This window comes from Veillonella parvula, from assembly GCF_040094895.1.
Taxonomy (GTDB): Bacteria; Bacillota; Negativicutes; order Veillonellales; family Veillonellaceae; genus Veillonella; species Veillonella parvula_L.
In genome coordinates, this window is record NZ_JBBNGV010000005.1 from 47,498 (window position 1) to 73,549 (window position 26,052).

A 26,052-nucleotide genomic window follows, 5' to 3' on the forward strand; every position below is an offset into this window, starting at 1 on the left:
CAAATGGCATTGGGAGATTATTTAGACAAAGCAAAAAACTTATTCTTAGGCAGAACTGATGATGACTATGAATATGATGATTACGAATACGAAGATGAAGAGGAATACGAAGCTGAACCTACCCCAGTAGCAACAGCGGCTCCCGTGTCCGGCGCATCTGAATTTCATCCACGCAAGGTAGGAGGCCAATCTACGATGACACAACGTCCAACAGCTATGAAAGTAGTTGTAATTGAACCAAAAGTATTTGAAGACTCTGAAAATATTACACATCAATTGCGCGACATGCGTCCTGTATTGATTAATTTTGAAAATACAGACCCTCATGAAGCAGCTCGTATTGTAGATTTCGTATCTGGTGCGACCTATGCATTGGATGGCAAATTGGAAAAAGTAGGTAAAGACATTTTCATGTGTGTACCTGTAAATATTTCCATTGATTATAATGACAATGAAAGCAACACAACTGAGCAAAACGAATACTCTTGGGAAAATAAATAATCTCTCTATAAATGGTGGTGATAACTATGTTAGGTAAAACCCTATGTATAGGCGTTGGCTCAATGGGGGGCGCTCTATTGCGCGGTGCATTACAGCATGGTATTTTGAAAGCATGTGATACACACATTCTAGTGCGTCGCGAAGAACAATGTAAGGCTCTTACAGAGGAGCTTGGTGTAGTAGGTTTTACTACATTGCCTAATGTAAACGAGTACAACACTATTCTATTGGCTGTAAAACCACAAGTGTTACCATCTGTATTAGAGTCGTTGAAAGAAGTGCCTTATGGGACTGTTATGATTTCCGTTGCCGCTGGTATAACCTTAGATACTCTTGACGCGGCGATTCCACAAGCTAACTGGTTTAGAGCTATGCCAAATACACCGGCTTCTATCGGTGCTGGCATGACGGCACTCGCCGGGGATGATGTGAATACGGACCTAGGTCGTGCTGTACAAGCCTTGTTTGCGGCTGTAGGCGAGGTAGCAGTAGTGAGTGAAGCCGATTTAGATCGCTTAGGGGCGTTATCCGGTGCGGGCCCTGGCTATATGTTTGTCATCCTTGATGCTTTAGCTGATGCGGGCGTTCGCATTGGTTTACCACGTCAATTGGCGATAAAGGCGGCGGCTCAAACAATGTACGGCGCTGGTAAGATGGCTCTTGAAAGTGGCAATCATCCAGCGGTACTACGAGATCAAGTGACAAGCCCTGGTGGCACTACCATTGCGGGTATTGGTGCTATGGAAAAAGGTGGACTTCGCAGTGCTCTCCAAGATGGCGTAGTAGCATGTCTTGCTCGGTCGAATGAGTTGGGGAAATAATTTTGGCAGATACTAGTAAATTAATACGATATTTCGAGGCCAGTGGCAGTGGCGAGGAAGCTCGTCGCATGCTAGATTTGGCTGAGCAGGTTGTAAAAGGTCGTCCCTATCGTGTGGCGGACTTTACGAGCCCTGCAGGCCTTGTTATTGCAGATGCTATCAAGGCTAATTACCCACAGTTAACAGTTAAAACTGATGGTGGCTATGAAGGGGCGGAACGCATTCGTATCGCTTTCGTAGACAGCGACTTTAACGGTACTGTGGACATGGGCATTCGCGCCCTTAAGGTGAATTGGGACCCTCGGTTCCGATTGCTCACTCATCGCGATGTGCTTGGCTCCTTAATGGGCCTAGGCATTGATCGCTCCAAATTTGGGGACGTTATCGTCCAACAAGGGGGCGCTCAGATTATGGTGGATGAAAGCGTGGCTGATTTCGTAATTCAAAACTTTACGAAAATTGCTATGGTTTCCGTATCTGTAGAGGCTATTGAGTTATCGGATATTGCACCAAAAGAAGAAAAAATTAAAGAAGTCCGCACTACAGTTGCTTCTTTGCGCTTAGATGCGGTAGCGAGCTCTGGATTTAGTGTATCGCGTACTAAACTAGTGAGTGCTATCAATGCGGGCTTATTACAAGTAAACTGGCAACCAGCTAAGGGGGCATCCCAAGAAGTTAAAGAAGGGGATGTCATATCCATGCGTGGTCGTGGCCGAATGAAGGTAGAAGCTATTACAGGTACCTCTCGTAAAGGGCGTATCGGCGTATACCTGAAACGATTTATGTAGGCAGTTGAAAATCGGCTTGACCATCAAGCCGATTTTTTTATATATAGTAGGACAGCCATGGTATCCATAACATTTCAACCTACAACTGAAGATATAATCCTATTCGTAGGCGGCGGAGAAGTAGCAGAACGACGGATGCGGCTCTTTATTGATGAGCCTTGTAACATTGTCGTTATCGCTCCTGTTGTAACAGATATGATTAGTCAATGGGCAAAGGACAAGCGCATCACATGGTGGGACCGTGCTTTCACCAGTGATGATGAACAATTCATCATAACGAGCAGTTTGCTCTTTATCTGCACAGATAATCATAAATTGAACGATTCGTTGTATGCACTTGGTAAAAAGCATCGCGTGTGGACCAACCGCAGTGATGACCCGAGCGCGTGCATCTTTACTGTGCCGTCATCCCTTGAGCTTGGCGATCTTCATATTGCTATTAGCGCTAACAATGTAGGCCCTCGTATTAATCGTCTCGTACGACAAGATATGATGAATCGTTATGGTCAGTTGCAAAAGGCTATGCCTAGACTTAAAATATTTAGAGAAGAAGTAAAGTTACTGCTTCCTACGCCAGAGGCTCGACAGAAATTTTGGCGAGACAATCTGACGGTAGAAACATTTGAAGCCATTCTCAAGGGAGAGTGGATGATTATAGAGGAGAAACTTAACCATGCAATTAGTGGTATTAGGTCTAAATCATAGAAGTGCCGCTGTAGAGGTGCGTGAACGTTTCTCGTTTGATAAAGACGAGGTAGTTGCCGCACTAAACCGCCTCTATGAATTTGACTGTATCTCAGAATGCGTTATATTATCCACCTGTAATAGAACGGAAATTTATGCTGCTTTAGAAGGTGTAGAATTCCCGAAGGATTACATGTTGGCAGTGTTAAAAGATTTAAAAGGAGCAGATCATATCGATGCAGATGCATTCTTCTTCTACGAAGAGCGAGATTGTATTGAACATCTATTCCGTGTGTCTGCTAGCCTTGATTCCCTTGTGTTGGGGGAAGGTCAAATCTTGAGCCAATTAAAAGGAGCCTATATTCAGGCTTATAGCGCAGGCTGTACGGGCACAATATTTAATATTTTATTCCAACGTGCTATTAGCGTTGGTAAAAAGGTGCGCACCAATACGGGCATTGCTAATACGCCTGTATCTGTTAGTTATACGGCGGTCAATCTTGCAGAGGATAGCTTAGATAAGCCATTATCTGAAGCGACTGTTCTTATTTTAGGCGCTGGCACCATGAGTGAGCTAACGGCTACACATTTACAAGCGAAGGGTGTAAAAACGATTTTCGTATCTAATAGAACCTTTGCTAAGGCTGAAATGTTAGCGGAACGCTTTAATGGTAAAGCTGTTAAGCTCGATAACTTTGTAGACTATGCTAAAGATGCGGATATTCTTATCACATCTACAGGGGCGCCACATTATATTATTACGGAACGAGAAGCCAAGAAAATTACGACTCTTCGTAAAGGTGAACCTATCGTTATGATCGATATAGCGGTGCCTCGCGATATCGATCCTGCGGTGGCAGACTTGGACGGTATTTACCTATTTAATATTGATTCTCTTGAAAGTGTAGTAGAAGAAAATAAGGCGCAGCGCGAAGAGGAAGCTCGTCGGGCAGAACCTATTATTCATGATGCTATTGAAGAGTTGTTGGATAAATTGAGCTATTTAACAGTGCGTCCTATGATGGCATTGCTCACAGAAAAGGCAGAGCGGATTCGCCGTCGTGAGTTACATCGCGCATTAGCTAAATTGCCAGATATTTCCGATAAAGAGCGCCGTGTTATGGACTCGATGAGTCGCATGATTATTCGCAAAATGTTGCGTGAACCGATGATTCACTTCAACGAAATTGCTGGTACAGAGGAAGAAGGCTTGTACTGGGACTTATTCAAAGATATGTTTAATCTTGAGAAAGAAGGCTAATGCCATGAGAGATCATATTCGAATCGGCACGCGAAAAAGTGCCCTTGCCCTATGGCAGGCTGAACATATTAGTGCAGAATTACAACGTCTGTACCCAAATATTACGGTAGAGCTAGTTCACTTTAATACAAAGGGTGACCGTATCCTAGAGAAACCACTAGCTCAAGTTGGTGGTAAAGGTTTATTTACCGCTGAATTAGAAGAGGCTATGCATAAAGGCAATATCGATATCGCCGTACATAGCTTAAAGGACATGCCTACAGAGTTGCCAGAAGGACTTACTCTTGGTGCTATTTCCGCTCGTGAAGTACCTTATGATGCACTGGTGAGTCCCGTGTATAAAACATTAGACAAATTGCCACAAGGGGCTCGCGTTGGTACCAGTAGCTTGCGCCGTCAAGCGCAGTTATTGCATGCTCGTCCTGATCTTAAGGTAGAGGTTATTCGCGGTAATGTACAGACTCGTTTGAGCAAGATTGAAACGGAAAAGCTAGATGGTGTTATCTTGGCTCAAGCAGGGCTTAAACGATTGGGTTTAGAAGACCAAATTACACAAGTCTTCAAGGCTGATGAAATGATTCCTGCCGTTGGACAAGGGGCGCTCGCTATTGAGTGTCGCGCCGACGATGCGGAGATGCTTGATATGTTGGCTCCTATCAACGATGAAGCAACGCGCTATGCCGTTGAAGGGGAACGCAGTTTCTTGCGTCAACTAAACGGTGGTTGCCAAGTGCCAATGGGCGTGCATGGTACTATCAATAAAGGGCAATTAACCTTGAAAGCCATGATTGCATCCCTCGATGGAAAAACTGTGTACGAAGGGGAAATCTCTGGCCCTGCTAAAAAGGGAGAAATCCTTGGAAAAAACCTTGCAAAAGCTTTATACGAAGAAGGGGGCAAACGCATTGTGGATGCTCTCATAGAGGAAGGAATTATAAAATGACAGGTATGGTATATCTAATTGGTGCGGGCCCTGGCGATGTTAAACTTATCACTGTAAAAGGTCGTGAATGCATCGAAAAGGCAGATGTAATTGTATATGATTATTTAGCAGATGCTCATCTGTTAGAATGGGCACGTCCAGATGCTGAATTGATTTATGCTGGTAAGCAATGTAAAGATCACACAATGCATCAATGGGAAATCAATGAGCTTTTAGTACAAAAGGGTAAAGAAGGCAAAATTGTAGCGCGTTTAAAAGGCGGGGATCCGCTCGTATTTGGTCGTGGCGGTGAAGAAGCGATGGCTCTTGGTGAAGCCGGTGTACCATTTGAATTCGTGCCAGGCGTAACATCTCCTATCGCAGCGCCTGCTTATGCGGGTATTCCTGTAACACAACGCGCTATGGCTACATCCTTTGCGGTTGTAACAGGTCATGAGGATCCTACAAAAGCAGTATCTGGCATTCATTGGGAAGGCCTTGCTACGGCGGTAGATACACTTTGCTTTGTAATGGGCGTTGGCAACTTGCCTGTCATTGCAGAAAAGTTGATGGCTCATGGGCGAGCAGCCTCTACACCTGTAGCACTTGTTCGGTGGGGAACAAAAACAGTACAAGAGGTATTGGTTTCCACCCTTGAACATGTCGTTGAAGATGTAGCAAAGGCTAAATTGAAAGCACCAGCTATCATCGTAGTAGGTGATGTAGTCAACCTTCGTGAAAAATTACAATGGTTCGATAATAAACCTTTATTTGGCAAAACTGTTGTGGTCACACGCGCTCGCTCCCAAGCAAGTGCATTCCGCGAAAAATTAGCGGCTCAAGGCGCTAATGTAGTGGAAGCAGCAGCAATTAAAACATCTCCATTGGAATTGTTTGAGGAAGATAAACGTATCATCAATAATACAAAACAATACCAATGCATCGTATTCACATCTGGTGAAGGGGTTCGCTACTTCTTCGATGCTCTATATAAAGAAGGCAAAGATACACGTGCTTTAGGCAATTCTAAAGTAGCGGCTATCGGCTGTGCTACGGCTCGTGAACTCCATAAATATGGCATCGTACCAGATATCATTCCTGTAGATTACAAGGCAGAATCTGCTGTAGAGGCTCTTGAAGAAGAACTCAATGCAGGGGATTCCGTATTATTGATTCAACCAAAGGTAGCACGCGATGTGATTCCACGCTGCTTGCGTCATCGCAATATGGATGTAGATATTTTGCGTTTATACGAAACAACACAAGATACATCTCAACAAGAAGCATTAGTAACAGCGTTAACAGAAGGCACAGTAGATTATATTACCTTTACAAGTTCTTCCACTGTAACAAATACAATCCAATTATTGGGCGACAATGCACTAGAGCTATTAGGCAATACTAAAGTGGCTTGCATCGGTCCAATTACGGCTGCTACGGCTATGAGTGCAGGTCTTAAACCGGCTATCATTAGTGATGTATATACAACTGATGGCTTAGTAAACGCTATTGTAAAAGACATTTAGGAGGATTACATGTACGATTTAACATACCGTCCTCGCCGCTTGCGTATCAATCCAGAAATGCGAGATTTGGTACGCGAAACGACACTCGACGTAACTGATTTGATTTATCCATTATTTATCGTGCCTGGTGAAGGTATCAAAAAGGAAATCGACACATTGCCAGGTCAATATCACTTGTCTGTTGATGAGGCTGTGAAAGTAGCCCAAGAGGTATATAATCTTGGTATTCTTGGCGTAGAAATCTTCGGTATTCCTACATACAAGGATGAGCAAGGTTCCTCTGCGTGGGATATGTCCCAACCAGTACAACAAGCCATCAAAGCCATCCGTACAGCTGTACCAAACCTATTGGTTGTAGCTGATGTATGCTTGTGTCAATATACTACAACAGGGCATTGTGGCATGATTGATGACCATGAAATCTTGAACGACGAAACATTACCATTACTTTGTAAAGTTGCGGTAAGCCAAGCGGAAGCAGGTGCACATATGGTGGCTCCATCCGACATGATGGACGGCCGTGTAGGTGCCATTCGTGAAGCCCTTGATGCGGCAGGCTATACCAATGTATCCATCATGAGCTATGCGGCAAAATACGCATCTGCTTACTATGGTCCGTTCCGCGGTGCTGTTAATTCTGCGCCAAAATTTGGTGACCGTAAATCTTATCAAATGGATCCAGCCAATCGATTGGAAGCTTTCAGAGAAATCGAACTTGATATCGCTGAAGGTGCGGATATTATCATGATTAAACCGGCCTTGTCCTACTTGGACATCGTTCGTGAAACGCGTGACCGCTATGAATTGCCGGTTGCGGTATACAATGTATCTGGCGAATATGCGATGGTTAAATCCGCTGCAGCGGCTGGTCTTATCGACGAAGAACGCCTCGTTATGGAAACAATGCTTTCCATGAAGCGCGCTGGTGCTAAAATCATCATTACGTACCATGCCTTAGATATTGCTAAATGGTTACAACAATAAGGAGGAACTATGTTCCAACTCGGTAAATCTGAAAAGGCCTTTAACGAGGCTAAACGTTATATGCCTGGCGGCGTAAATAGTCCTGTTCGTTCCTATCGCAGCGTAGGATCCAACCCTCCGTTTATTAGCAGTGCCAGTGGTAGCCGTATTTATGACATCGATAATAACGAATACATCGACTATGTATTGAGCTGGGGCCCTATGATCTTGGGCCATGCGAACCCAGAGGTTATCGCGAGCCTACAAGAGGCTATTCCTCGCGGTACTAGCTATGGTGCGCCTACATTACTAGAAACAGAATTGGCTAAAAAGATACAAGCCTTCATGCCATCCATGGAGGTTATCCGCCTCGTAAACTCTGGTACAGAGGCTACCATGAGTGCCTTGCGCGTTGCTCGTGGCTATACTGGTCGTGATCGCATCGTGAAATTTGTAGGCTGTTACCATGGTCATAGCGATGCTCTCTTGGTAAAAGCTGGCTCTGGCCTTGCTACCTTTGGTGTACCAGATAGCCCTGGGGTTCCACAAGGCGTAGCAGAAAATACCATAACATTGCCATACAATGACTCTGATGCGGTTCGTAAATTATTCGACGATATGGGCGATACTATTGCGGCAATCATCGTTGAACCTGTAGCTGGTAACATGGGTTGTGTGCCTCCAGAACCAGGTTTCCTCGAAACCTTGCGTGAAGTAACTAAGGCTCACGGTGCTATACTGATTTTTGACGAAGTCATGTGTGGCTTCCGTGCTAGCAGCGGTGGGGCTCAAAAACGTTACAATATCAAACCGGACCTTACATGCCTTGGTAAAATCGTTGGTGGCGGCATGCCACTTGCTGTATTCGGTGGCTCTCGTGAGATTATGAACCAAATTGCTCCAGCTGGTCCTATTTACCAAGCTGGTACATTGAGTGGTAACCCTATTGCTGTTACTTCTGGTTTGGCAACACTTTCCATTCTGCAACGGGATCCAACGGTGTTTAAACAAGTAGAAGATACGACGATTGCCCTTTGCGAAGGCCTTGAAAGATTGGCGGCACAATACAATGTGCCTGTTGTTGTGCAACGAGTAGGCTCTATGTTCACCATCTTCTTTACTGACAAACCAGTTAAGAACTTTGATGATGCTTCAGCTTGCAATGAAGAACAATTCAAAATGTTCTTCCACCATAATTTGAGCCATGGTATCTACTATGCGCCAAGCCCTTATGAAAGTAATTTCGTATCTATCTGCCATAAGAGCAGTGAAGTGGAACGCACATTAGCCGTTGCTGATGAAGCTTTCAAAAAAATCAGTGATACATTATTATAAGAAGTTATAGTTTGTAGTTGTTTATGTATCGATACAGGTGATGAACATGCAGTTTTACAAGAACTTAAAGCGTGCTCGCGTGCGCATGGGCAAAAGCCAAATCGAAGTAGCAAAGGCCGTAGGTATCAGTAATGCGGCACTTTCAAATTACGAAACAGGGTATCGCGAACCAGATTTAGATACACTCTGTGCCCTGTCTCGCTATTATGGATTGACCTTGGATGAGCTGTTGGATGTAAATGGAGAAGAACACGAGCCCATCTATGATCTCAGTCCTGTATTAAAAAATAAATACATTGCCTATAAAGGTGAAGTATTCGAGTTGAAAGACTCGCAAAAACGTGCGCTCTTGCGCGAGCTCGATAATCTATTTACTAAATTTGAGAAATCAAAGGTAGAAGATAAAGATAGCAAGCCAAAAACGTACAAACATGGGAACCCTCATATCAATCGGGCTGGACTAGCTAACAGTGCGGGTAGTTTAGCGGCACGACGGAATCTAAAGTAGTTTAATATACTACCTTGTAGATTGAGGGCATTCCTTAACTTGCACAATTTAAAACAAAAGCACCATCTATTTGGGGAGCTAACCGACACATAAGTCGTCCCTCGATAGATGGTGCTTTTTTTGCCGTATATAACAAAATATTCGTTGGTGGTATACGTTAGTTTAACATATAATTGAATTATAGAAGAGGAATAAATATTTACTAGTCTTATAGGAGAAAGTTATGATAGTAGTATTTGCAGGATTTTTAGTATTTTTATTTTGTCTGTATTTTATTAAAAATCCATACTTCACATTACAGCATATTAAAATTAAACGCTCAAAATCTTTGTTAATTTCAGAGCTGCTTTTAGGTGTGATAATTTTCTTATATATTATTTTTGCAGGATATTCTAGACTAGTGCGGTTTTTATTAGAATTGATATCTGTAATTCTGTTTTTATTAGAAATGTGGTTAAGAGTTCCTGCTATTGAATTGGATTGTAGTTTATCACCTGACGTGAAAGTAATGCTCAATAAAAAAGCTAAAAAAGATTTTTATTCTACATTGCCAATGTTATTTTTATTAACATGTATGTTTGTATTTAATTTCATCAAGATTTAAATAAATTTAATTGGAAAAGTGAAGATTAATAGGAACTACTATGAATACATATATTAATAAAATAAGAGATATATTGGTGGAGTGTACGCCTAAATATTGGTATAAGATTTATTTGTTTTTTGAATGTACAGAATCAGGTATGAGTTCGGCTTGTTATTATGTAAAAACCCCGGCTGGTTCAATCATTAGTTATGGAGATTTGCTATATAATTGCAGTGATGAAAAAATAAAATCTATAAAAGCTGGGACTAGTGAGATTTTAACGTATGTACGATTACTACATGAAGCCTCTACAGAGCAATGGACGTGGGGGACAATGTATATTTCACACGATGATTATGAGCCACATTGTGAATTCCATAATGATTTTGTAACTGACGATTACTGGCTCCAAAATAGATATAAGTGGGTATATAAAAACTTTGGTGTTTTGGAAAATAAAGATGAATTTGATCCGGATGTATATAAAAAAATGCTAAAAGGTCCACGAGGTGTTTTATTATTGGAAGATATGGAGTCTCGTGTATTAGCAAAAAATTATACTGCTATTGATAAGGCGTTTAAGTTAAAGCATAAAAGCTTAGAATCAGAACTTGAGAAACATTATAATAAAGTGGCCAAAAGTATATACAAATTAACGCCTTTAAATTGGCATCGTGCTAAATTACACTTTGATATGAATATTGATAATCTCTCTGTAGAGCTTTTAGTTTATAAAACTGAGGATGATTCATGTATTACAAAGTATATAGAAAATAATGATGAAGAGCCGGCTATTATTTCGGAGGTTATGTATGATTTAAAGAATGAAGTTTTAGCGATAATTGAGACTTTTAAATTCTATAATCAAAACCCATTCTCTGGTTTAGTATATACATTAACCTCTAATGGTGAGGTATCTTTAGAGCTAACTTATGAAGATAAATGATTTTAAGTTCGTTGATGGAATTGATTGGATGAGCTTTCATGCAGATAGGAAAAAACTCAAAAAAATGGCTTGAGAGAATACTTCTTTCTTGTTTAATAGTAGTAGGTATTATTTTTGGCGGTTGGCTTTTCTTTGCTACAAACTTTATGCACCCATTTATCCACTATTTGGATCTGAGGGGAGGTATAATATATTACAAAGAGCCAACTAATATAATTGCTTCTAATGTTCTTGGTTTTGATGAAGTACGAGGGAAAATATATTATATAACTACAAATGGTATTGGTGTATATAATGAATTAAATAACGAACATGTATTTATATTACATAAAGAGCCACCTAATGAAATTAGAATAGATGACATTACTAATGTATATCCGGAATTTAGTCGTTTCTCTGATGCGGAACAGGAGGTTTGGAAAAGCAAATTTTATGCTGATTTTAGGCAAAGAATTCCTATAGAGGAAGGCAATATAATTAGATTTCCATTCTTTTTCTCTTACGAAACCCGTGGGATTTATAATTTAGCTACAGGATCTAAATTATCGAAAATTGATACGTATAAAATTTCTAACAATATATTTTATAATGTTGATTTTGGTAGTATTACAAAGATAGATTTAGAAACAGGTACTGTATGGAAGTACTATTCTAATAACTTATTAAATTATAATTTTCTTAATGAGACGATTTCTAGTAAATCAAAAGAGTTTATTATTAATGAATTAATCAAAGAACGAAATCATGATAAACAATTGAAAGATAAAATTATAGCTATAGATCATTATAGTCAATTTAGTAAAGAGGATAAGGAGGTTATAGAAGAATTATTTGTTAAGTTAGTCACTGCACGAGAGAGTATGAGCTTAAAACCAGAACATAAAATGGGGTTAGAAAACTATTTAGAGTGATTAACTTTTCAATGTATTCATACTTAGTTGGGGAGTCTGGCTAAAGAATATATATTATTTATTACTATAAATAAAAAGGGTTAATGATAAACCAGTAAATCAAAAGCTAAAATAATATAGTGGGTAGAGGTATAATTATGATTTATTTTAAAAATAAAAAAAGCTTAGATACATTTTTAATGGTCTTTATATTGGGTGCTGTTAAGGCATATAGACGAAATTATATTGATTTGACCATTCTAGAATATTACATATTTAGTATGTTAATTCGATTAATGTGTAGAAAAGCACATCTGTCCGATAAATTGTTAAATATTATTGGAGATGGGATGAGTTTAGAGGATGTTGATGAGTGGATGGCTCGTAGGATTCCTATACCACCATTAAATGATATGTTAGATGATATTGAATGCAGTAGTTGGATTGCTTTAATAGAACGGGAGTTAGAGGGTAATACTTTATCTGAAGCGTTAAAGATTTCTACACATGATGAAAAGAAGTTCGGTATCTATTTCTTTACCGATTATGTAGAGGAGATATTTTGGGCGTTGTTTTTGTTAGGATTGTATGAAGTCTTACAAAAACCTGAATTCATTTCTGAATCAATCTTAAGTTGTATTAAACAGACCTATTTGTCTGAAATATATACGTGTGAACGTATTCAGAATGAAGATTTTCAAGCATGTATTTCCAATTTACAGGAGATAGTTGATACTAATATATCCGGGCAATTAAGTAAAGAATTAATTACTATGAAAGCAAAATTAGCATCATTACAGGTATTATTACCATTTTATGATGTGAGTTTTGATAAGTTAAAAACAGACATTGATTTAAAAGCTACTAGAGGGATGTTCTGGCAAATTAAAGTTTTAGGGAAGTTTATAGACTTGGGATTATAGATTCTAAAAGATTATTAAGTTGGTTCTATACTTATGATTACTTTTAATTTTGGGATTAACCTTTATTAACTTCTATCCTTAAATAATATTTAGTGTTAAATGTTATAAGCTTATTTTAATGACATCTATACCTTTCATAAGGGACTGGTATAGGTGTCATTTTTATATTGAAAACTAATAAAAATCAGTATTGATTAAAATCTAAGTAGTTCTATTAAAATTACCAGAATTCTACGTTTTCATGAGTGTTTTATGATAAAATAAAAGGTATGAATACTTCAACAACTAGGTCTATTACCTATAATGGCGACAGAATTGAATATGAGTTAACCATCAAGCGTGTGAAGAACATGAACATGCGCATTACAAAGGATGGTGTGATCCATGTGTCGGCGAATGCCTATGTGCCGGATTATAGGGTGGACAAGTTTGTCATCGAGAATATGCCCTTTATTGAGCGGGCTCGTTACAAGATTGATGCATTGAATGCCAAGCGTGTTGAGGCGCTACAGTATGTGAATGGTGAAAGCTTATCCATCCTCGGCATTCCCGTTACTTTGCGCCTAGTTGAGCAGGACGGAAAGCCTCATATCGGCTTTGACGGGAAGGCCATTCTTACCATGGTGGTACCTCGTGGTACGACCTTTGAAGCGAAGCATAAATTAATGCAAAGTTATTGGCGCAATTTAGGGGAGAAGGTCTTTGTCCATTGGGCAAAGGTCGTGTATCAGCGCTTTCACAAGCAAGGTATTGACGTACCTATGCCAACCATAAAACAGCAGCGTATGAAGAGTCGTTGGGGCTCTTGTACGCCTACAAAGCAGCTCATCAAGATGAATACTCGACTATTAGAGGGGCCACAGGCGTATATTGAGTACGTTATGATTCATGAGTTTGCCCATTTTAAATATTTAGACCATTCCAAGAACTTTCACAATCTAGTGGCACAGTTTTTGCCAGATTGGAAGGCTCGTAAGAAGTCATTGAACGTGTATTTTGCTCATCGCCCTTAAAGGAGGTGTACCATGCAGCCATTTGTACATTTACATAGTCATACAGAGTTTAGTTTGCTAGACGGCATCAGTCGCTTGCCTAACATGGTACGTCGTGCGAAGGAGTTAAATCAGCCAGCCCTTGCCATTACGGATCATGGCAATATGTATGCAGCCATTTATTTTTATAAGGAATGTGTAGCACAAGGCATTAAACCGATTATTGGGTGTGAAGTATATGTAACGGAACATAGCCGCCTTGATAAACCAGAAGGTCGCAGCCGTGAACGTTTGAAACATCTCATTCTATTAGCAGAGACTATGGAAGGGTATCGTAATCTCGTAAAAATCGTGTCGAAAGCCTCTACTGAAGGGTTTAATTATAAGCCACGTGCAGACCGTGATTTATTGCGCCAATACAGTAAGGGGATAATTGCCCTCAGTGCGTGTATTCAGGGGGAAATCCCTCAATATATCTTGCAAGATAATATGGAAGGCGCGAAGCGATCTATTGAATGGTATATCGAGACGTACGGCAAGGATAATTTCTTCTTAGAAATCCAAAATCATGGCTTGCCAGAGGAGGCAAAGGCCCAAGAGGAGCTCATTAAGCTCAGCAAGGAATATGGTCTTGGCATTGTAGCATCTAATGACTTCCACTATGTCTTAAAAGAGGATGCGGATGCGCAAGATATTAAGGTATGTATTTCTACAGGCCGACGTCGTGCCGAAGTGGACCGCTTAAAGTTCCCTAATGATGAGTTCTATTTAAAATCTGGGGATGAGATGGCAGAGCTGTTCTCACATATTCCGGGAGCCATCGAAAATACCTTAAAAATTGCAGAACGCTGTAATGTGGAGTTTAATTTTGACGAACATCACTTGCCGCACTTTGATGTGCCAGAAGGGGAAACGTCTAAGACCTATTTGCGTAAGGTTTGTGAACGAGAAATTCCTCGCCTCTATGGGGAGACCTCTGAAGAATTACAAAAACGTTTAGACTACGAGTTAGATGTAATTGGCACCATGGGCTTTGAGGATTACTTCCTCATCGTATGGGACTATGTACGCTATGCCCGTGAGCACGACATCTTAGTAGGTCCTGGTCGTGGTTCTGCGGCGGGGTCCGTAGTAGCCTATCTATTAGGCATTACAGGCCTCGATCCCTTAAAGTACGACTTGCTCTTTGAACGTTTTTTAAATCCAGAGCGGGTAAGCATGCCTGATATCGATATTGATTTCTGCTATGAAAAGCGTGGTCAAGCCATCGAATATGTAACTCGAAAATACGGTCAAGCTCGTGTGTCCCAGATTATTACCTTCGGTACAGAGGCGGCTCGTGCCGTTATCCGTGACGTAGGTCGCGTGCTAGACCTGCCACTAGCGGAAGTTAACCGCATTGCTAAGATGATTCCCAACGAACTAGGCATAACCTTAGATAAGGCTTTGCAAGGTAAAGAATTAAAGGCTTTGTACGAAGCTGATCCAAACGTTAAAGAGTTATTTGATTTTGGTAAAAAGTTAGAAGGGATTGCGCGCAATTCGTCCACTCATGCAGCGGGTGTCGTAATTTCTGCAGACCCTCTAGATGACCACGTACCGGTACAAAATGCCAACGAAGAGGGCTTTGTAACGCAATACGATAAGGATAATATCGAGGAACTAGGCCTCTTAAAGATGGACTTCTTGGGCCTACGTACCTTAACGGTTATGGGGGATGCCTTAAAGCTCATCAAAGCGAACCGTGGTATTGACCTCGATTTAGATGCTATTCCACTAGACGACAAGGCAGCTTGTGATATCCTCACTAAGGGCGATACCTCTGGCGTATTCCAGCTCGAATCAGAAGGTATTACAAAGCTCGTTATGGACCTTAAGCCTGAGCATTTTGAGGACTTAATTCCATTGGTAGCCTTGTACCGTCCAGGTCCATTGGGGTCTGGCATGGTGGCAGACTTTATCGACCGTCGTCACGGTAAAAAAGAGGTTACCTATTTACATCCTATCTTGGAACCGATTTTGAAAGATACCTTTGGTGTCATCTTGTACCAAGAACAGGTTATGCAGATTGCATCCGCCATGGGCGGCTTCTCCCTTGGTCAAGCGGACTTAATGCGCCGCGCCATGGGTAAGAAAAAGGAATCCGTTCTAAAGGCTCAGCGCGAATCTTTTATTCAAGGTTCTATTAATAATGGTATAGAAGAGTCCATTGCGAACGAAGTATTTGACTTGCTCGTATACTTCGCCGGCTATGGCTTTAATAAATCACATAGTGCGGCGTATGCGTATATCGCGTACCAAACGGCGTATTTGAAAGCCCACTATTTCCCTGAATTTATGGCTGCAACGATGACTAGCTTCATGCAGAACATGCAGAAATTGACCTACTACATTAATGCCTGCAAGAAGCACAATGTTAAGGTACTAGGCCCAGATATTAACTATTCTGAGCGTAGTTTCGCCGTACAAGACGACGCTATTCGTTTCGGACTTGGCGGTATCAAGAATGTAGGGGACAACGCCATTGATCGCTTGATTCGTGAGCGCAATGAGCATGGTCTATATACGGATATCGTGGACTTCTGTAAACGGGTGGACAATAAGGTTGTTAATAAACGATTACTTGAAAGTCTCATTCGCTGCGGCGCTATGGATGGCTTTAAGGAAAATCGTAACCAATTATTGCACATGTATGAAAGCGCACAAGCCGTTGGTGCTAAAGAGCAAAAGGATGCCGCTATGGGCACTATGAACCTCTTTGGCGATATGGAAGAATCTGTCGATTTTATCCCTGTTCCCAATGTGGAGGATTTATCGGAAGACGATAAATTAAAGGATGAAAAGGAATATACCGGCTTTTACATTACGGGGCATCCATTGCAAGGATATGCGAAGGAGTTGGAGGGCCTCTTTGAACTGGGTGCTCTCGTAGAAAATCCAGAGCAATACGATGGTCAAACCATTACCTTTGGCGGTCTCATCGAAAATAAATCAGACCGCATGACGAAGCGCAATGAGGTTATGTCCATTCTTCGCATTGAAGATTATTCTGGTGCGGCTAATGTAGTGGCATTCCCTAAGGTCTTTAGTCAAAGCCAGCAATTCATTGCAGTCGATATGATTGTTAAGGTAAAAGGCCGGGTTGATGCGGATGAAAAAGGTGTGCAAATCATTGCAGACCGTATTACGCCATTAAAGGTAAACTATGGGCAGGCAAAACAGGTGGCAATCCACATTTATAGCCAATATGATACACCAGAAAATAGCGAAGCCTTAAAACGCGTGTTGACTAGCACTGCTGGCTCTGTGCCAACGTCATTATATTTACACCGTCAACGAAAACGGATTAATCTGCCACCAAATATGTGCTTTGACCCTAGTGATGAATCCATCAGGGCTATTGAATCTATTTTAGGTGAAGGCTCCGTAGAGGTGCAATAACATATGTTGTGTGAGGCACAGATAGCTTTCACCAACATTGATATAATAAGAAATGAAAGATCCAATCTTGGATGTGCTTTCATAGGAGGAAAGATGAAACGTACAAAGATAGTATGTACTGTAGGTCCGGGAACGGATAAATTTGGTATCTTAGAAGATATGATGCGGGCGGGCATGAACGTAGCTCGTTTTAACTTCTCTCACGGATCCCATGAAGAGCAAGCAGAACGCATGCAAATGGTGCGCGATGCAGCGATGATTGTGAATAAACCGATCGCATTATTGCTCGACACAAAAGGCCCTGAGGTTCGTCTCGGTCTATTTAAAGAAGGCAAGGTATTCCTCGAAGCTGGTCAACCATTTACGTTGACTACAGATGATGTGGAAGGCACAAAAGAGCTTAGCTCCGTGAACCACAAAGGTCTTACAGGTGATGTGTCCGTAGGGGATAAAATTCTATTGGCTGATGGGCTTGTAACACTTACCATCGATGCTATCGAAGGCAATAATATCATTACAACTGTTCAAAATAGCGGGGAAATCGGCAACCGCAAGCGTGTAGCCGTACCAGGTGTAGCACTAAGCTTGCCACCTGTATCTGAACAGGATGAAGCGGACTTGCGCTTTGGCTGTCAACAAGGGGTAGACTTTGTGGCCGCATCCTTCATGCAACGGGGTAAAGACATTGTGGCTATTCGCCGCATTCTTGAGTCTGAGAAAAAAGATATCAAGATTATCGCGAAAATCGAAAATGCAGAAGGCGTTAAAAATATCGATGAAATCTTGGAAGTAGCTGATGGCCTCATGGTTGCGCGTGGCGATCTCGGTGTAGAAATCCCTGCAGAAGAAGTGCCAGTACTTCAAAAGATGATGATTGAAAAATGCAATAACTTGGGTAAACCCGTTATTACGGCGACACAAATGCTTGAGTCTATGATTCAAAATCCACGTCCAACACGTGCGGAAGCAAGTGACGTAGCTAACGCCATTTTGGATGGTACCGATGCGATTATGTTATCTGGTGAAACAGCCAATGGTTCCTATCCTGTAGAAGCTGTTGCGACCATGACTCGCATTGCAGAGGTAACGGAAAAGGCTGCTATTTACGATAGCTATAGCCGCGCTCGTGAGGATGAAGAAATGACTACTACAAGCGCCGTATGCTTGGCTAGTGTGCGCGTAGCTCAAAATCTCGGGGCCGCTGCTATTTTGACATGTACTGAATCTGGCCACACCGCACTTAGCGTGGCGCGTCATCGTCCAGATTGTAAAATCATCGCTGTCACACCTCATGAGGAAACTATTCGTCGCATGCAATTATGCTGGGGCGTAGAGGCTATTAAGGGACATGAAATTATCAACTCCGATGAAATGGTAAAACAAGCCATTACTGGTGCGCTTGGTACTGGGGCTATCGAGTCTGGTGACCTTGTAGTTGTTACCGCTGGTGTGCCATCCGGTGCAACCGGTACTACAAACATGATTCGCGTTCACATTGCAGGTCGAGTACTCTTGTCTGGCAATGGTATTTTACGTAAATCCGTTACAGGTAATGTATACATTGCGGCTAATCATAAGGGTAATTATGAAAGTTTCAAAGATGGTGATATCCTTGTGGTAGGCACAATTGAGCCTGAATTGATGGCTATTGCAAAACGAGCAGGTGGCATTATTGCCGTAGAAGATGGTTATACATCGGACAGCGCTATTGCGGGCATTACCTATGGTATTCCTGTTATCTTAGGCGCTAAAAATGCTCATGAAGTGCTCCTCGAAGGTCAAGAAGTGACTATCGATGGCGAACGTGGTAAGGTGTTTGCGGGCATTGCCAATGCTCGATAATCTCTATAAGTGATAATTAAATAAGGAGGGATAGTATGAATCCATATAATGTAACAGGACCTACTGCAGCTGAGGTTGCACAGGTTGAAAGTATCGTATCCCAACGATTAAAAGGCTCTTTTTTATGGATGGTTGTAGGCTTACTTACAACTATTGGTGTTGGCTTTGCTGCATTAGTGAATCCAAATTGGTTACGCTTTGCGTACCAAAATTTTAATATTATCTTATTAGTAGAGCTAGGTGTGGTATTCCTTTTTAGTGCTCGTGCATATTCTGCTAATGTAATGACGTTACGAGGTATGTTCTTCCTCTATAGTGCTTTGAATGGTCTCACATTGACTTTGGTATCATTGCGATACAATGTGTTTGATGTTGTTATTCCGGCGTTAATAGGTACGCTTGCTTTCTTCATTGGCTTTGCAGTGGTAGGGGCTACAACTAAACGTAATTTATCATCCCTTACACCATATGTGATGGCGGCATTGTTCGGCATGATCATCGTATCCTTGGTGATGATGGGGGCCCGCTTCTTTAACTGGACTGTACTCAGTGGCTTTAGTGATACTGTTAGTTTAGTTCTAGGTTATGTAGGTGTTGTAGTATTCTCTATCTTTACAGCTATCGATGTGAACCGCATTAAGAATAATGTGACACAAGTGGCGCTCATGGAGGATGAAACAATTTTAGACCGCATTGAAATCACAGGCGCTTTGAGCCTATACCTAGATTTCATTAACTTATTCTTATCCTTATTACGCATCTTTGGTAATAAGCGATAATAAAGGAGTTTGTATGGACGATAGAGAATGGCAAACCTTTGTTACTGTTGTCGATGAAGGCAATATTACAAGGGCTGCAGAAAAATTATTTTTATCGCAACCAGCGTTGAGTTATCGGTTGCGCCATATGGAAAAAGCCTTGGGCCATTCTCTGTTGTTGCGGACTGCTGAGGGGATTGCCCTCACGGCACAAGGCGAAATTTTCTATGATTACTGTAAGCGAATGATGCAAGAAGAAGAGGCTTTGGAGCACGCTATGAACTCCGCTTCTGGCAAGATTCAAGGGACCTTGAAAATCGCATCATCTATCAACTTTGCAGATTATGAACTACCTGCTTTATTGAGAGCTTTCCGCGAACAATATCCTGATGTTCATATTCAAGTGAAGACTGCTTTCAGCCATCAAGTGGTAAAAATGTTTAATACTGGTGACTGTATGGTCGCCTTTGCTCGTGGTGGCTATGACGTGTCTGGTAAGTCTGAACTGTTACTAGCAGAGCCCTATTGTCTTGTATATAAAGAATTAGTGCCGCCTGAATCCTTAGTAAAGGTACCGTTCATTAAATACCAAACAGATGCATCGGTAGCAAATATTATCGAAACTTGGTGTGCAGAACATTTTGACGAGCCCCCAAGTGTGGCGATGGACGTAAATTCTATGAGTACGTGTCGTCACTTTGTTCGTGCTGGTCTTGGTTGGTCTATCTTGACCTATATGGGACTTGGATCCTGTAAGGATAAAGATATTTATGTGAGTCCATTACGCAGTAAAAATGGTGAATATATCACCCGTGATACCAATATGGTGTACACAAAAGATTCGGAAAATTTAATCGTTGTTAATACCTTTATTGAATATGTCCGTAACTATTACAAGGAACACACCGTTGTAGATAATAGTATATTTAGAGAATATAAGTCTTAGGAATTATCAATAGAGCATATCTATGAGGTTTTCTAACTGTTTATCCATGCTGTTTCAGTATTGGACTTTTTCGATATAATAGATAATAATAAAAGTGTCTCGAAAGAGAAAGGCAGTACCATGTAAGTGCATGTATACACCCCTTTGGGGACGTATACATGCATTTTTTTCATTTGGGACTGTAAAACTATGCTTAAAATGCATAAAAAGTATGATTGACAGATATAAAAGTTTTTATAACCCCTATAAAGGTAATCTATTATTCATATTTCTTTTAAACATTTATAATGAGTATAGACTTAATCAATGTAATCGACGTCGCGAACGGTTATGTTGTTGAAGACTAGATGATTTTATGTATGCCTAAGTTAATTCAGAAAGGGAAAGACACACATGAAAGACAAATTATGGCGCGTTGCCGTTATGGCTGCCATCGTCGCAATCGCATGGTTTGGTGGCACCCCAGAAGGGCTCAAACCACAAGTATGGCAATTATTTGGTATTTATTTAGCAACTATCGTGGGCTTGGTATTAAAACCATTCCCTGTTCCTATTACAGTATTATTAGGTGTTGCTACATCTTCTATTTTATTGAATAACACAAAAGATGTATTAACTGGCTACAGTAACACAGCATTATGGTTAATCTTCGCAGCCTTCGCATTATCCGTTGCGTTTGGTAAAACTGGTCTTGGCCACCGCATTGCGTACCACTTGGTTCGCGCCTTTGGTAGCACTACGCTTCGTCTTGGCTATGTAACTGCATTCCTTGATATGATCTTATCTCCAGCAACTCCATCCAACACAGCTCGCGCGGCAGGTATCGTATATCCTATCAATTTGTCCATCGCTGAAGCTGTTGGTTCCTATCCTGGTGAAACTGCTAAAAAAGCCGGTGCTTACCTCTTGCAAAATGGTTACTTCGCAACAAAGGTCACATCCTTCTTCTTTGCTACTGCAATGGCGCCAAACTTATTAGCATTAGATTTCATCACTAAATTGACAGGGGTATCCTTGAACTGGGCGCAATGGGCGTTGGCTATGTTCGTACCTGGTTTCATTATGTTAATGTGTATCCCATTCATCGGTTATATGTATGAACGTCCTTCTGTAAAAGAAATCGACAATAAGAAAATTGCTGAGGATGGGTTAGCAGAATTAGGACCTATGAAAGCGTCTGAAAAAGGCCTTATTGCCATTGCACTTCTTGCAATCGTAGGCTGGGTTCTTCCTACTTTTGATATTAATATTAATGCTACTGCAGTGGCTATCGTAGCTATGCTTGCTACATTTGTATGTGGCATTATTAATTGGGATGACTTGCTCAAAACTAAAGCAGCTTGGAACACATTGATTTGGTTCGGTGGTATCTTGGGCTTATCCTCTGCATTGACTAAAGGTAAATTCTTCGAATGGTTGGCTAAATACTTAGAGGCTCATATGAACTTTGGCTTAGATCCATTCATGATGCTTATCCTTATTTCTGTAATCTCTGTTGCTGTTCGTTACTTCTTTGCATCTGGTACTGCATATATTTCTGCAATGTTACCAGTATTCTTGATTGTAGGTATCAACGCAGGTATCGATCCTACATTACTAGCTTTCATCTTAATTGGGACAAACTCCTATGGTGGTTCCGTAACTCACTACGGTGCGGCTCCTGGTCCAATCATCTTCTCCGCTGGTTACAACAATGTAAAAGACTGGTGGACAGTTGGTCTTATCTCCGCCGTTGTATGTTTAGTTTTGAACTACGTAATCGGTATCCCTTGGTGGAAAATCGCTGGTTTCATGTAATCAGAAACTTTCACTATGGAGTGTTAGATTTTAATTGTTAGTATTCAATATCTGTATAGGCTCTCGCGACGAGTCTGTACAAATTTGGGTTTTATAAATGTTTCACAAGGAAAGGATGCAACATGGCACAATTAGTAAAAGCTGCACAAGCTGGCTTCGACGAAAAAAATGATGCATTAGTAACGGTTGAACCGATTGCTAGCGGTATCGAAATCGAGTTAACATCCAAAGTTATGCGTCAATATGGCGATCAAATTAAATCCGTTATCTTGAACACAGTGAAAGAAGCTGGTTATGATGGCGTAAAAGTAATCGTACAAGATAAAAATGCTTGGGATTACACAATTAAAGCTCGCGTATTAGGTGCATTGGAAAGGGGGAGCAAAGCATAATGGCTAACGATAAAACATTCCCAGAAGTTAAAACAAACCCATTAACAGAGGCTGCTAAAAAACGTTTGTCTCGTTCCATGATGTTCGTACCAGGTAATACACCTAAAATGATTAACAGTGCAGATATTCACGGTGCTGACTCCATCATGATCGATATCGAAGATTCCGTGCCAATTACAGAAAAAGACATAGCTCGTCTTTTAACTGCAGAAGCATTGAAATCCCGTAAATTCCGTGCAGAAACAGTTGTTCGTATCAACCATCCTACACAAACTCCTTATGGCTATGACGATCTTGATGTTATCGTTCCAGCTAAACCTGATATGATTCGTTTACCTAAAACTGAAGATGTTTCTGAAGTTGAAATCGTAGCGAAGAAAATCGAAGAAGTAGAAAAAGCTAACGGCTGGCCAGAAGGTACAATCAATATTATCGTAGCTATCGAATCCGTTCGTGGCTTATACAATGTTCGTGAAATCTGCCACGGCCCTCGCGTAGTTGCTATCGCTCTTGGCGCTGAAGACTATCGTGCAGACCTTCGCACAGGTAAACATAAACCAGCTGTTGAATTGTTGTTCGCTCGTCAAACAATCCTTCATGCAGCACGCGAAGCAGGTATCCGAGTAATCGATACTGTATTCTCCGATGTGAAAGATCCTCAAGGTTTCCGCGAAGAAGTTGAATTCATTAAAGCTTTGGGTTATGATGGCAAATCTTGTATCCACCCAAGCCAAATCAAAATTATCCACGAAGTATTCACTCCTGACGAAAAAGAAATCGCTCATTCCGTTAAGGTATTGAACAGCTATGCAGATGCATTGCGCAACAATAAAGGCGTAATCTCCGTAGATGGTAAAATGATCGATGGTCCTATCGTAGTTCGTGCACAACGCGTAGTTGATAAAGCACGTGCAGCAGGCATTAAAGTTGAATTAGAGGAAGGAGCAGAATACGATGTTAAATAAAGTAGGTCGCGATATCCCAACAAATATCCCAGCACTAGAAGGCCGTGAAGTATATCAAGGTGAATTCGCCATTGAACCTAAAGTTCATCGTGCAGGTAAACCTGTACACATGAGCCGTGTTGGCACTAATAAAGTACTTGCTTCCATCGATGAAGCAATCGAAAAGGCTGGCGTAAAAGATGGCATGACTTTGTCCTTCCATCATCACTTGCGCAACGGTGACTATGTAATGAAAATGGTTATGGAACGCGTACAAGCAAAAGGTATTAAAGATATTACTATCGCGTCTTCTTCCTTGTCCCCATGCCATGAATTCTTGGTAGAAATGATTCAAGACGGCACTGTAACAGCTATTGAAACATCTGGCTTGCGCGATCGTCTTGGTAAATTCTTAACACAAAACCCTGGCGTATTGAAACGCCCTGTAGTGATTCGTTCTCACGGTGGTCGTGCTCGTGCTATCGAATCTGGCGAAGTTCATATCGATGTAGCTTTCATGGGTGCTCCTACAGCTGACCCACGCGGTAATGCTACTGGTCGCATGGGCAAATCCGCATGTGGTGCTCTTGGCTATGCTAAAGTTGACTCCCACTATGCAGATACAACTGTTATTATCACAGATAATTTGGTTGATTATGTACACAACTATGCAATCCCTCAAACTGATGTTGATTATGTTGTTGAGGTTGAAAGCATTGGTGATCCAGAAGGTATCGCTTCTGGTGCAGTAGGTTTCACTAAAAACCCTATTCAAATCAAAATTGCTGAACTAGCTGGTGAATTCCTTGACCAAGCTGGCATTATCAAAGACGGTTTCGTATTCCAATTGGGCGCTGGTGGTGCTCCATTGACTGTAGCAAAATTCATTGCTGAAAAACTTCGTAAACGCGGTGAAGTAGGTGGCTTCGCTATCGGTGGCGCTACTGGTATCTTGACTGGTATGCTTGAAGAAGGCTTGATTCGTGCTATTTATGATACTCAAACATTCGATACTACTGCAGCTGCATCCTTGGATAAAAACCCTGCTCACATTGAAATGTCCGCTTCCATGTACGCTAACCCATGGACAGACTGCACTACAAACTACTTAGACGTAGTATTCCTTGGTGCTACTGAAATCGACCTTGATTTCAATGTAAACGTAATGACTGACTCCAACGGTGTATTGATGGGCGCTTCCGGCGGTCACTCCGACACAGCAGCAGGTGCTAAATGCACAGTTATTACTTGCCCATTGATCCGTGGCCGTTTGCCAATGATTCGTGACAAGGTAGCAACTGTAATTACACCAGGCTCCTCCGTTGACGTTCTCGTTACTGAATATGGTATCGCCATCAACCCAGCTCGTACTGATTTGATTGAACGCTTCAAAGATAGCAACTTGCCTATCTACACAATTGAAGAATTACAACAATTAGCATTTGACTTAGTAGGTAAACCACAAGATATCCCTGTATCCGACAAAGATGAAGACATCGTGGCAATCGTAGAATACCGCGATGGTTCTATCCTTGACGTGGTTCGTAAACCTCTATAATTAAAACAAAGACCCTCTCTATGGTCCTCGAACTCACACATGACTGAAGTTCGTCTACGGACCACGGAGAGGGCCTTTTTGTATTTTTATGAATTGTAGGGCCGTAGGGAGGGGATAATGTGAGATTTTTATATATTAAATATGATGCTATGGGTGAAAATTTGGGCATTCATAAAGTTATAATATCTATATAAAAGAATGTGATTATATATTAGGGGGATATCTATGTATCAATATAGAGCTAATGTAGAATTTGATATAGATGGATTAAAGGACTTTTATATAGATGACTTAATGGAGCAAGAATTAAATATTTACTTAATGGTTGAATGTTGGATTCGAGATTATATTGATATTAATGATATGTATATTAGAATGGTTGAAGATGGACATGAAATACTAGAATGGGAATCTTTTCTCCCGAGTGAATTATCATATCGTAGTTTATTTGTGGCTAGCAATTATAAACTTGGATATAAAAATCAGTGTATTGATTATTTATATGCAATATTTAAACAAGTTGTTAAGGGTGAACTTATAAGAAATTCTTTAATAGATAGATTAGAAATTGAACGAGTATATCTATTGCAAAACTCTATGCAAATTCTATTAAATTGTAATTTTAACATTGATTTTGAGAAGTTTGTAGAACGATGGATGGCGATTTGTAGTACTGAATATCATCCTGTATACTATAAATTAAAAGGTAATGTATTTATTGTATGAAG

24 protein-coding genes are annotated in these 26,052 nt (G+C 41.0%); all 24 read left to right on the forward strand.

Features of this window, described 5'->3' with window-relative positions; translation table 11 throughout:
* Window positions 1–3 precede the first annotated feature (3 nt).
* Complete coding sequence (locus AAAT26_RS08795) at window positions 4–501, forward strand: cell division protein SepF (RefSeq protein ID WP_004695224.1); 498 nt, start codon at window positions 4–6, stop codon at window positions 499–501.
* Window positions 502–527: 26 nt separating this feature from the next.
* Window positions 528–1,322, forward strand: a complete 795-nt coding sequence (gene proC / locus AAAT26_RS08800) for a pyrroline-5-carboxylate reductase (RefSeq protein WP_303766541.1) — start codon at window positions 528–530, stop codon at window positions 1,320–1,322.
* Window positions 1,323–1,324: 2 nt separating this feature from the next.
* Window positions 1,325–2,110, forward strand: a complete 786-nt coding sequence (locus AAAT26_RS08805) for a YlmH family RNA-binding protein (protein WP_004695229.1) — start codon at window positions 1,325–1,327, stop codon at window positions 2,108–2,110.
* A 57-nt stretch (window positions 2,111–2,167) separates the two neighbouring features.
* Window positions 2,168–2,815, forward strand: coding sequence for a precorrin-2 dehydrogenase/sirohydrochlorin ferrochelatase family protein (locus AAAT26_RS08810; RefSeq protein WP_349209102.1), 648 nt, complete (start codon window positions 2,168–2,170; stop codon window positions 2,813–2,815).
* The gene (gene hemA / locus AAAT26_RS08815; RefSeq protein ID WP_349209103.1) at window positions 2,784–4,055 is read left to right on the forward strand and encodes a glutamyl-tRNA reductase; all 1,272 of its coding nucleotides are present in this window, start codon (window positions 2,784–2,786) and stop codon (window positions 4,053–4,055) included. Before AAAT26_RS08810 ends, hemA begins: the two co-directional genes overlap by 32 nt.
* 4 nt (window positions 4,056–4,059) lie before the next feature.
* Complete coding sequence (hemC, locus tag AAAT26_RS08820) at window positions 4,060–4,998, forward strand: hydroxymethylbilane synthase (RefSeq protein WP_287501711.1); 939 nt, start codon at window positions 4,060–4,062, stop codon at window positions 4,996–4,998.
* Window positions 4,995–6,503, forward strand: a complete 1,509-nt coding sequence (cobA, locus tag AAAT26_RS08825) for a uroporphyrinogen-III C-methyltransferase (protein WP_278451812.1) — start codon at window positions 4,995–4,997, stop codon at window positions 6,501–6,503. The genes hemC and cobA overlap by 4 nt, the downstream gene beginning before the upstream one ends.
* 9 nt (window positions 6,504–6,512) lie before the next feature.
* Entirely contained in the window at window positions 6,513–7,487 is a 975-nt protein-coding gene (hemB, locus tag AAAT26_RS08830; protein WP_118091568.1) for a porphobilinogen synthase, read from the forward strand.
* A 9-nt stretch (window positions 7,488–7,496) separates the two neighbouring features.
* The gene (gene hemL, locus AAAT26_RS08835) at window positions 7,497–8,801 is read left to right on the forward strand and encodes a glutamate-1-semialdehyde 2,1-aminomutase (RefSeq protein WP_349209104.1); all 1,305 of its coding nucleotides are present in this window, start codon (window positions 7,497–7,499) and stop codon (window positions 8,799–8,801) included.
* 46 nt (window positions 8,802–8,847) lie between these two features.
* Complete coding sequence (locus AAAT26_RS08840) at window positions 8,848–9,309, forward strand: helix-turn-helix domain-containing protein (RefSeq protein WP_288565861.1); 462 nt, start codon at window positions 8,848–8,850, stop codon at window positions 9,307–9,309.
* A gap of 223 nt (window positions 9,310–9,532) precedes the next feature.
* Complete coding sequence (locus tag AAAT26_RS08845; protein WP_302682989.1) at window positions 9,533–9,913, forward strand: hypothetical protein; 381 nt, start codon at window positions 9,533–9,535, stop codon at window positions 9,911–9,913.
* A gap of 40 nt (window positions 9,914–9,953) precedes the next feature.
* The gene (locus AAAT26_RS08850) at window positions 9,954–10,841 is read left to right on the forward strand and encodes an immunity protein YezG family protein (protein ID WP_302682988.1); all 888 of its coding nucleotides are present in this window, start codon (window positions 9,954–9,956) and stop codon (window positions 10,839–10,841) included.
* A 38-nt stretch (window positions 10,842–10,879) separates the two neighbouring features.
* Window positions 10,880–11,752: a hypothetical protein gene (locus AAAT26_RS08855; RefSeq protein ID WP_287508238.1), complete on the forward strand. Its 873-nt coding sequence runs from the start codon at window positions 10,880–10,882 to the stop codon at window positions 11,750–11,752.
* Between the two features lie 137 nt (window positions 11,753–11,889).
* A complete protein-coding gene (locus AAAT26_RS08860) occupies window positions 11,890–12,654 on the forward strand; it encodes a DUF3969 family protein (protein WP_039965274.1) in 765 nt (254 codons plus the stop codon).
* 245 nt (window positions 12,655–12,899) lie between these two features.
* Window positions 12,900–13,667, forward strand: coding sequence for a M48 family metallopeptidase (locus AAAT26_RS08865; protein ID WP_329881216.1), 768 nt, complete (start codon window positions 12,900–12,902; stop codon window positions 13,665–13,667).
* 12 nt (window positions 13,668–13,679) lie between these two features.
* Window positions 13,680–17,087 carry a DNA polymerase III subunit alpha gene (locus AAAT26_RS08870; RefSeq protein WP_349209105.1) on the forward strand — a complete coding sequence of 1,136 codons (3,408 nt, stop codon included), beginning with the start codon at window positions 13,680–13,682 and terminating at the stop codon, window positions 17,085–17,087.
* Between the two features lie 93 nt (window positions 17,088–17,180).
* Complete coding sequence (pyk, locus tag AAAT26_RS08875) at window positions 17,181–18,929, forward strand: pyruvate kinase (protein WP_278458001.1); 1,749 nt, start codon at window positions 17,181–17,183, stop codon at window positions 18,927–18,929.
* A 35-nt stretch (window positions 18,930–18,964) separates the two neighbouring features.
* Complete coding sequence (locus tag AAAT26_RS08880) at window positions 18,965–19,708, forward strand: Bax inhibitor-1/YccA family protein (protein WP_004695271.1); 744 nt, start codon at window positions 18,965–18,967, stop codon at window positions 19,706–19,708.
* A 13-nt stretch (window positions 19,709–19,721) separates the two neighbouring features.
* Window positions 19,722–20,633 (forward strand): LysR family transcriptional regulator, encoded by a 912-nt coding sequence (locus AAAT26_RS08885; protein ID WP_278457999.1) that lies wholly within the window; start codon window positions 19,722–19,724, stop codon window positions 20,631–20,633.
* A gap of 393 nt (window positions 20,634–21,026) precedes the next feature.
* The gene (locus AAAT26_RS08890) at window positions 21,027–22,430 is read left to right on the forward strand and encodes an anion permease (protein ID WP_024061621.1); all 1,404 of its coding nucleotides are present in this window, start codon (window positions 21,027–21,029) and stop codon (window positions 22,428–22,430) included.
* Between the two features lie 122 nt (window positions 22,431–22,552).
* The gene (gene citD / locus AAAT26_RS08895) at window positions 22,553–22,822 is read left to right on the forward strand and encodes a citrate lyase acyl carrier protein (RefSeq protein ID WP_024061620.1); all 270 of its coding nucleotides are present in this window, start codon (window positions 22,553–22,555) and stop codon (window positions 22,820–22,822) included.
* Complete coding sequence (locus tag AAAT26_RS08900; protein WP_024061619.1) at window positions 22,822–23,787, forward strand: HpcH/HpaI aldolase/citrate lyase family protein; 966 nt, start codon at window positions 22,822–22,824, stop codon at window positions 23,785–23,787. Before citD ends, AAAT26_RS08900 begins: the two co-directional genes overlap by 1 nt.
* The gene (citF, locus tag AAAT26_RS08905; RefSeq protein WP_024061618.1) at window positions 23,777–25,324 is read left to right on the forward strand and encodes a citrate lyase subunit alpha; all 1,548 of its coding nucleotides are present in this window, start codon (window positions 23,777–23,779) and stop codon (window positions 25,322–25,324) included. Before AAAT26_RS08900 ends, citF begins: the two co-directional genes overlap by 11 nt.
* 225 nt (window positions 25,325–25,549) lie before the next feature.
* Window positions 25,550–26,050 (forward strand): hypothetical protein, encoded by a 501-nt coding sequence (locus AAAT26_RS08910; protein WP_349209106.1) that lies wholly within the window; start codon window positions 25,550–25,552, stop codon window positions 26,048–26,050.
* Window positions 26,051–26,052: the final 2 nt, after the last annotated feature.

What these genes read in the sequence shown, in the direction of transcription:
- AAAT26_RS08860 (WP_039965274.1), top strand. Translation starts at nt 11,890, where the DNA reads ATGATTTATTTTAAAAATAAAAAAAGCTTAGATACATTTTTAATGGTC.
- hemA (WP_349209103.1), top strand. Translation starts at nt 2,784, where the DNA reads ATGCAATTAGTGGTATTAGGTCTAAATCATAGAAGTGCCGCTGTAGAG.
- AAAT26_RS08880 (WP_004695271.1), top strand. Translation starts at nt 18,965, where the DNA reads ATGAATCCATATAATGTAACAGGACCTACTGCAGCTGAGGTTGCACAG.
- hemL (WP_349209104.1), top strand. Translation starts at nt 7,497, where the DNA reads ATGTTCCAACTCGGTAAATCTGAAAAGGCCTTTAACGAGGCTAAACGT.
- citF (WP_024061618.1), top strand. Translation starts at nt 23,777, where the DNA reads ATGTTAAATAAAGTAGGTCGCGATATCCCAACAAATATCCCAGCACTA.
- AAAT26_RS08840 (WP_288565861.1), top strand. Translation starts at nt 8,848, where the DNA reads ATGCAGTTTTACAAGAACTTAAAGCGTGCTCGCGTGCGCATGGGCAAA.
- cobA (WP_278451812.1), top strand. Translation starts at nt 4,995, where the DNA reads ATGACAGGTATGGTATATCTAATTGGTGCGGGCCCTGGCGATGTTAAA.
- AAAT26_RS08885 (WP_278457999.1), top strand. Translation starts at nt 19,722, where the DNA reads ATGGACGATAGAGAATGGCAAACCTTTGTTACTGTTGTCGATGAAGGC.
- AAAT26_RS08900 (WP_024061619.1), top strand. Translation starts at nt 22,822, where the DNA reads ATGGCTAACGATAAAACATTCCCAGAAGTTAAAACAAACCCATTAACA.
- AAAT26_RS08855 (WP_287508238.1), top strand. Translation starts at nt 10,880, where the DNA reads ATGCAGATAGGAAAAAACTCAAAAAAATGGCTTGAGAGAATACTTCTT.
- AAAT26_RS08890 (WP_024061621.1), top strand. Translation starts at nt 21,027, where the DNA reads ATGAAAGACAAATTATGGCGCGTTGCCGTTATGGCTGCCATCGTCGCA.
- AAAT26_RS08910 (WP_349209106.1), top strand. Translation starts at nt 25,550, where the DNA reads ATGTATCAATATAGAGCTAATGTAGAATTTGATATAGATGGATTAAAG.
- hemC (WP_287501711.1), top strand. Translation starts at nt 4,060, where the DNA reads ATGAGAGATCATATTCGAATCGGCACGCGAAAAAGTGCCCTTGCCCTA.
- AAAT26_RS08850 (WP_302682988.1), top strand. Translation starts at nt 9,954, where the DNA reads ATGAATACATATATTAATAAAATAAGAGATATATTGGTGGAGTGTACG.
- pyk (WP_278458001.1), top strand. Translation starts at nt 17,181, where the DNA reads ATGAAACGTACAAAGATAGTATGTACTGTAGGTCCGGGAACGGATAAA.
- citD (WP_024061620.1), top strand. Translation starts at nt 22,553, where the DNA reads ATGGCACAATTAGTAAAAGCTGCACAAGCTGGCTTCGACGAAAAAAAT.
- AAAT26_RS08795 (WP_004695224.1), top strand. Translation starts at nt 4, where the DNA reads ATGGCATTGGGAGATTATTTAGACAAAGCAAAAAACTTATTCTTAGGC.
- AAAT26_RS08845 (WP_302682989.1), top strand. Translation starts at nt 9,533, where the DNA reads ATGATAGTAGTATTTGCAGGATTTTTAGTATTTTTATTTTGTCTGTAT.
- AAAT26_RS08870 (WP_349209105.1), top strand. Translation starts at nt 13,680, where the DNA reads ATGCAGCCATTTGTACATTTACATAGTCATACAGAGTTTAGTTTGCTA.
- AAAT26_RS08810 (WP_349209102.1), top strand. Translation starts at nt 2,168, where the DNA reads ATGGTATCCATAACATTTCAACCTACAACTGAAGATATAATCCTATTC.
- hemB (WP_118091568.1), top strand. Translation starts at nt 6,513, where the DNA reads ATGTACGATTTAACATACCGTCCTCGCCGCTTGCGTATCAATCCAGAA.
- proC (WP_303766541.1), top strand. Translation starts at nt 528, where the DNA reads ATGTTAGGTAAAACCCTATGTATAGGCGTTGGCTCAATGGGGGGCGCT.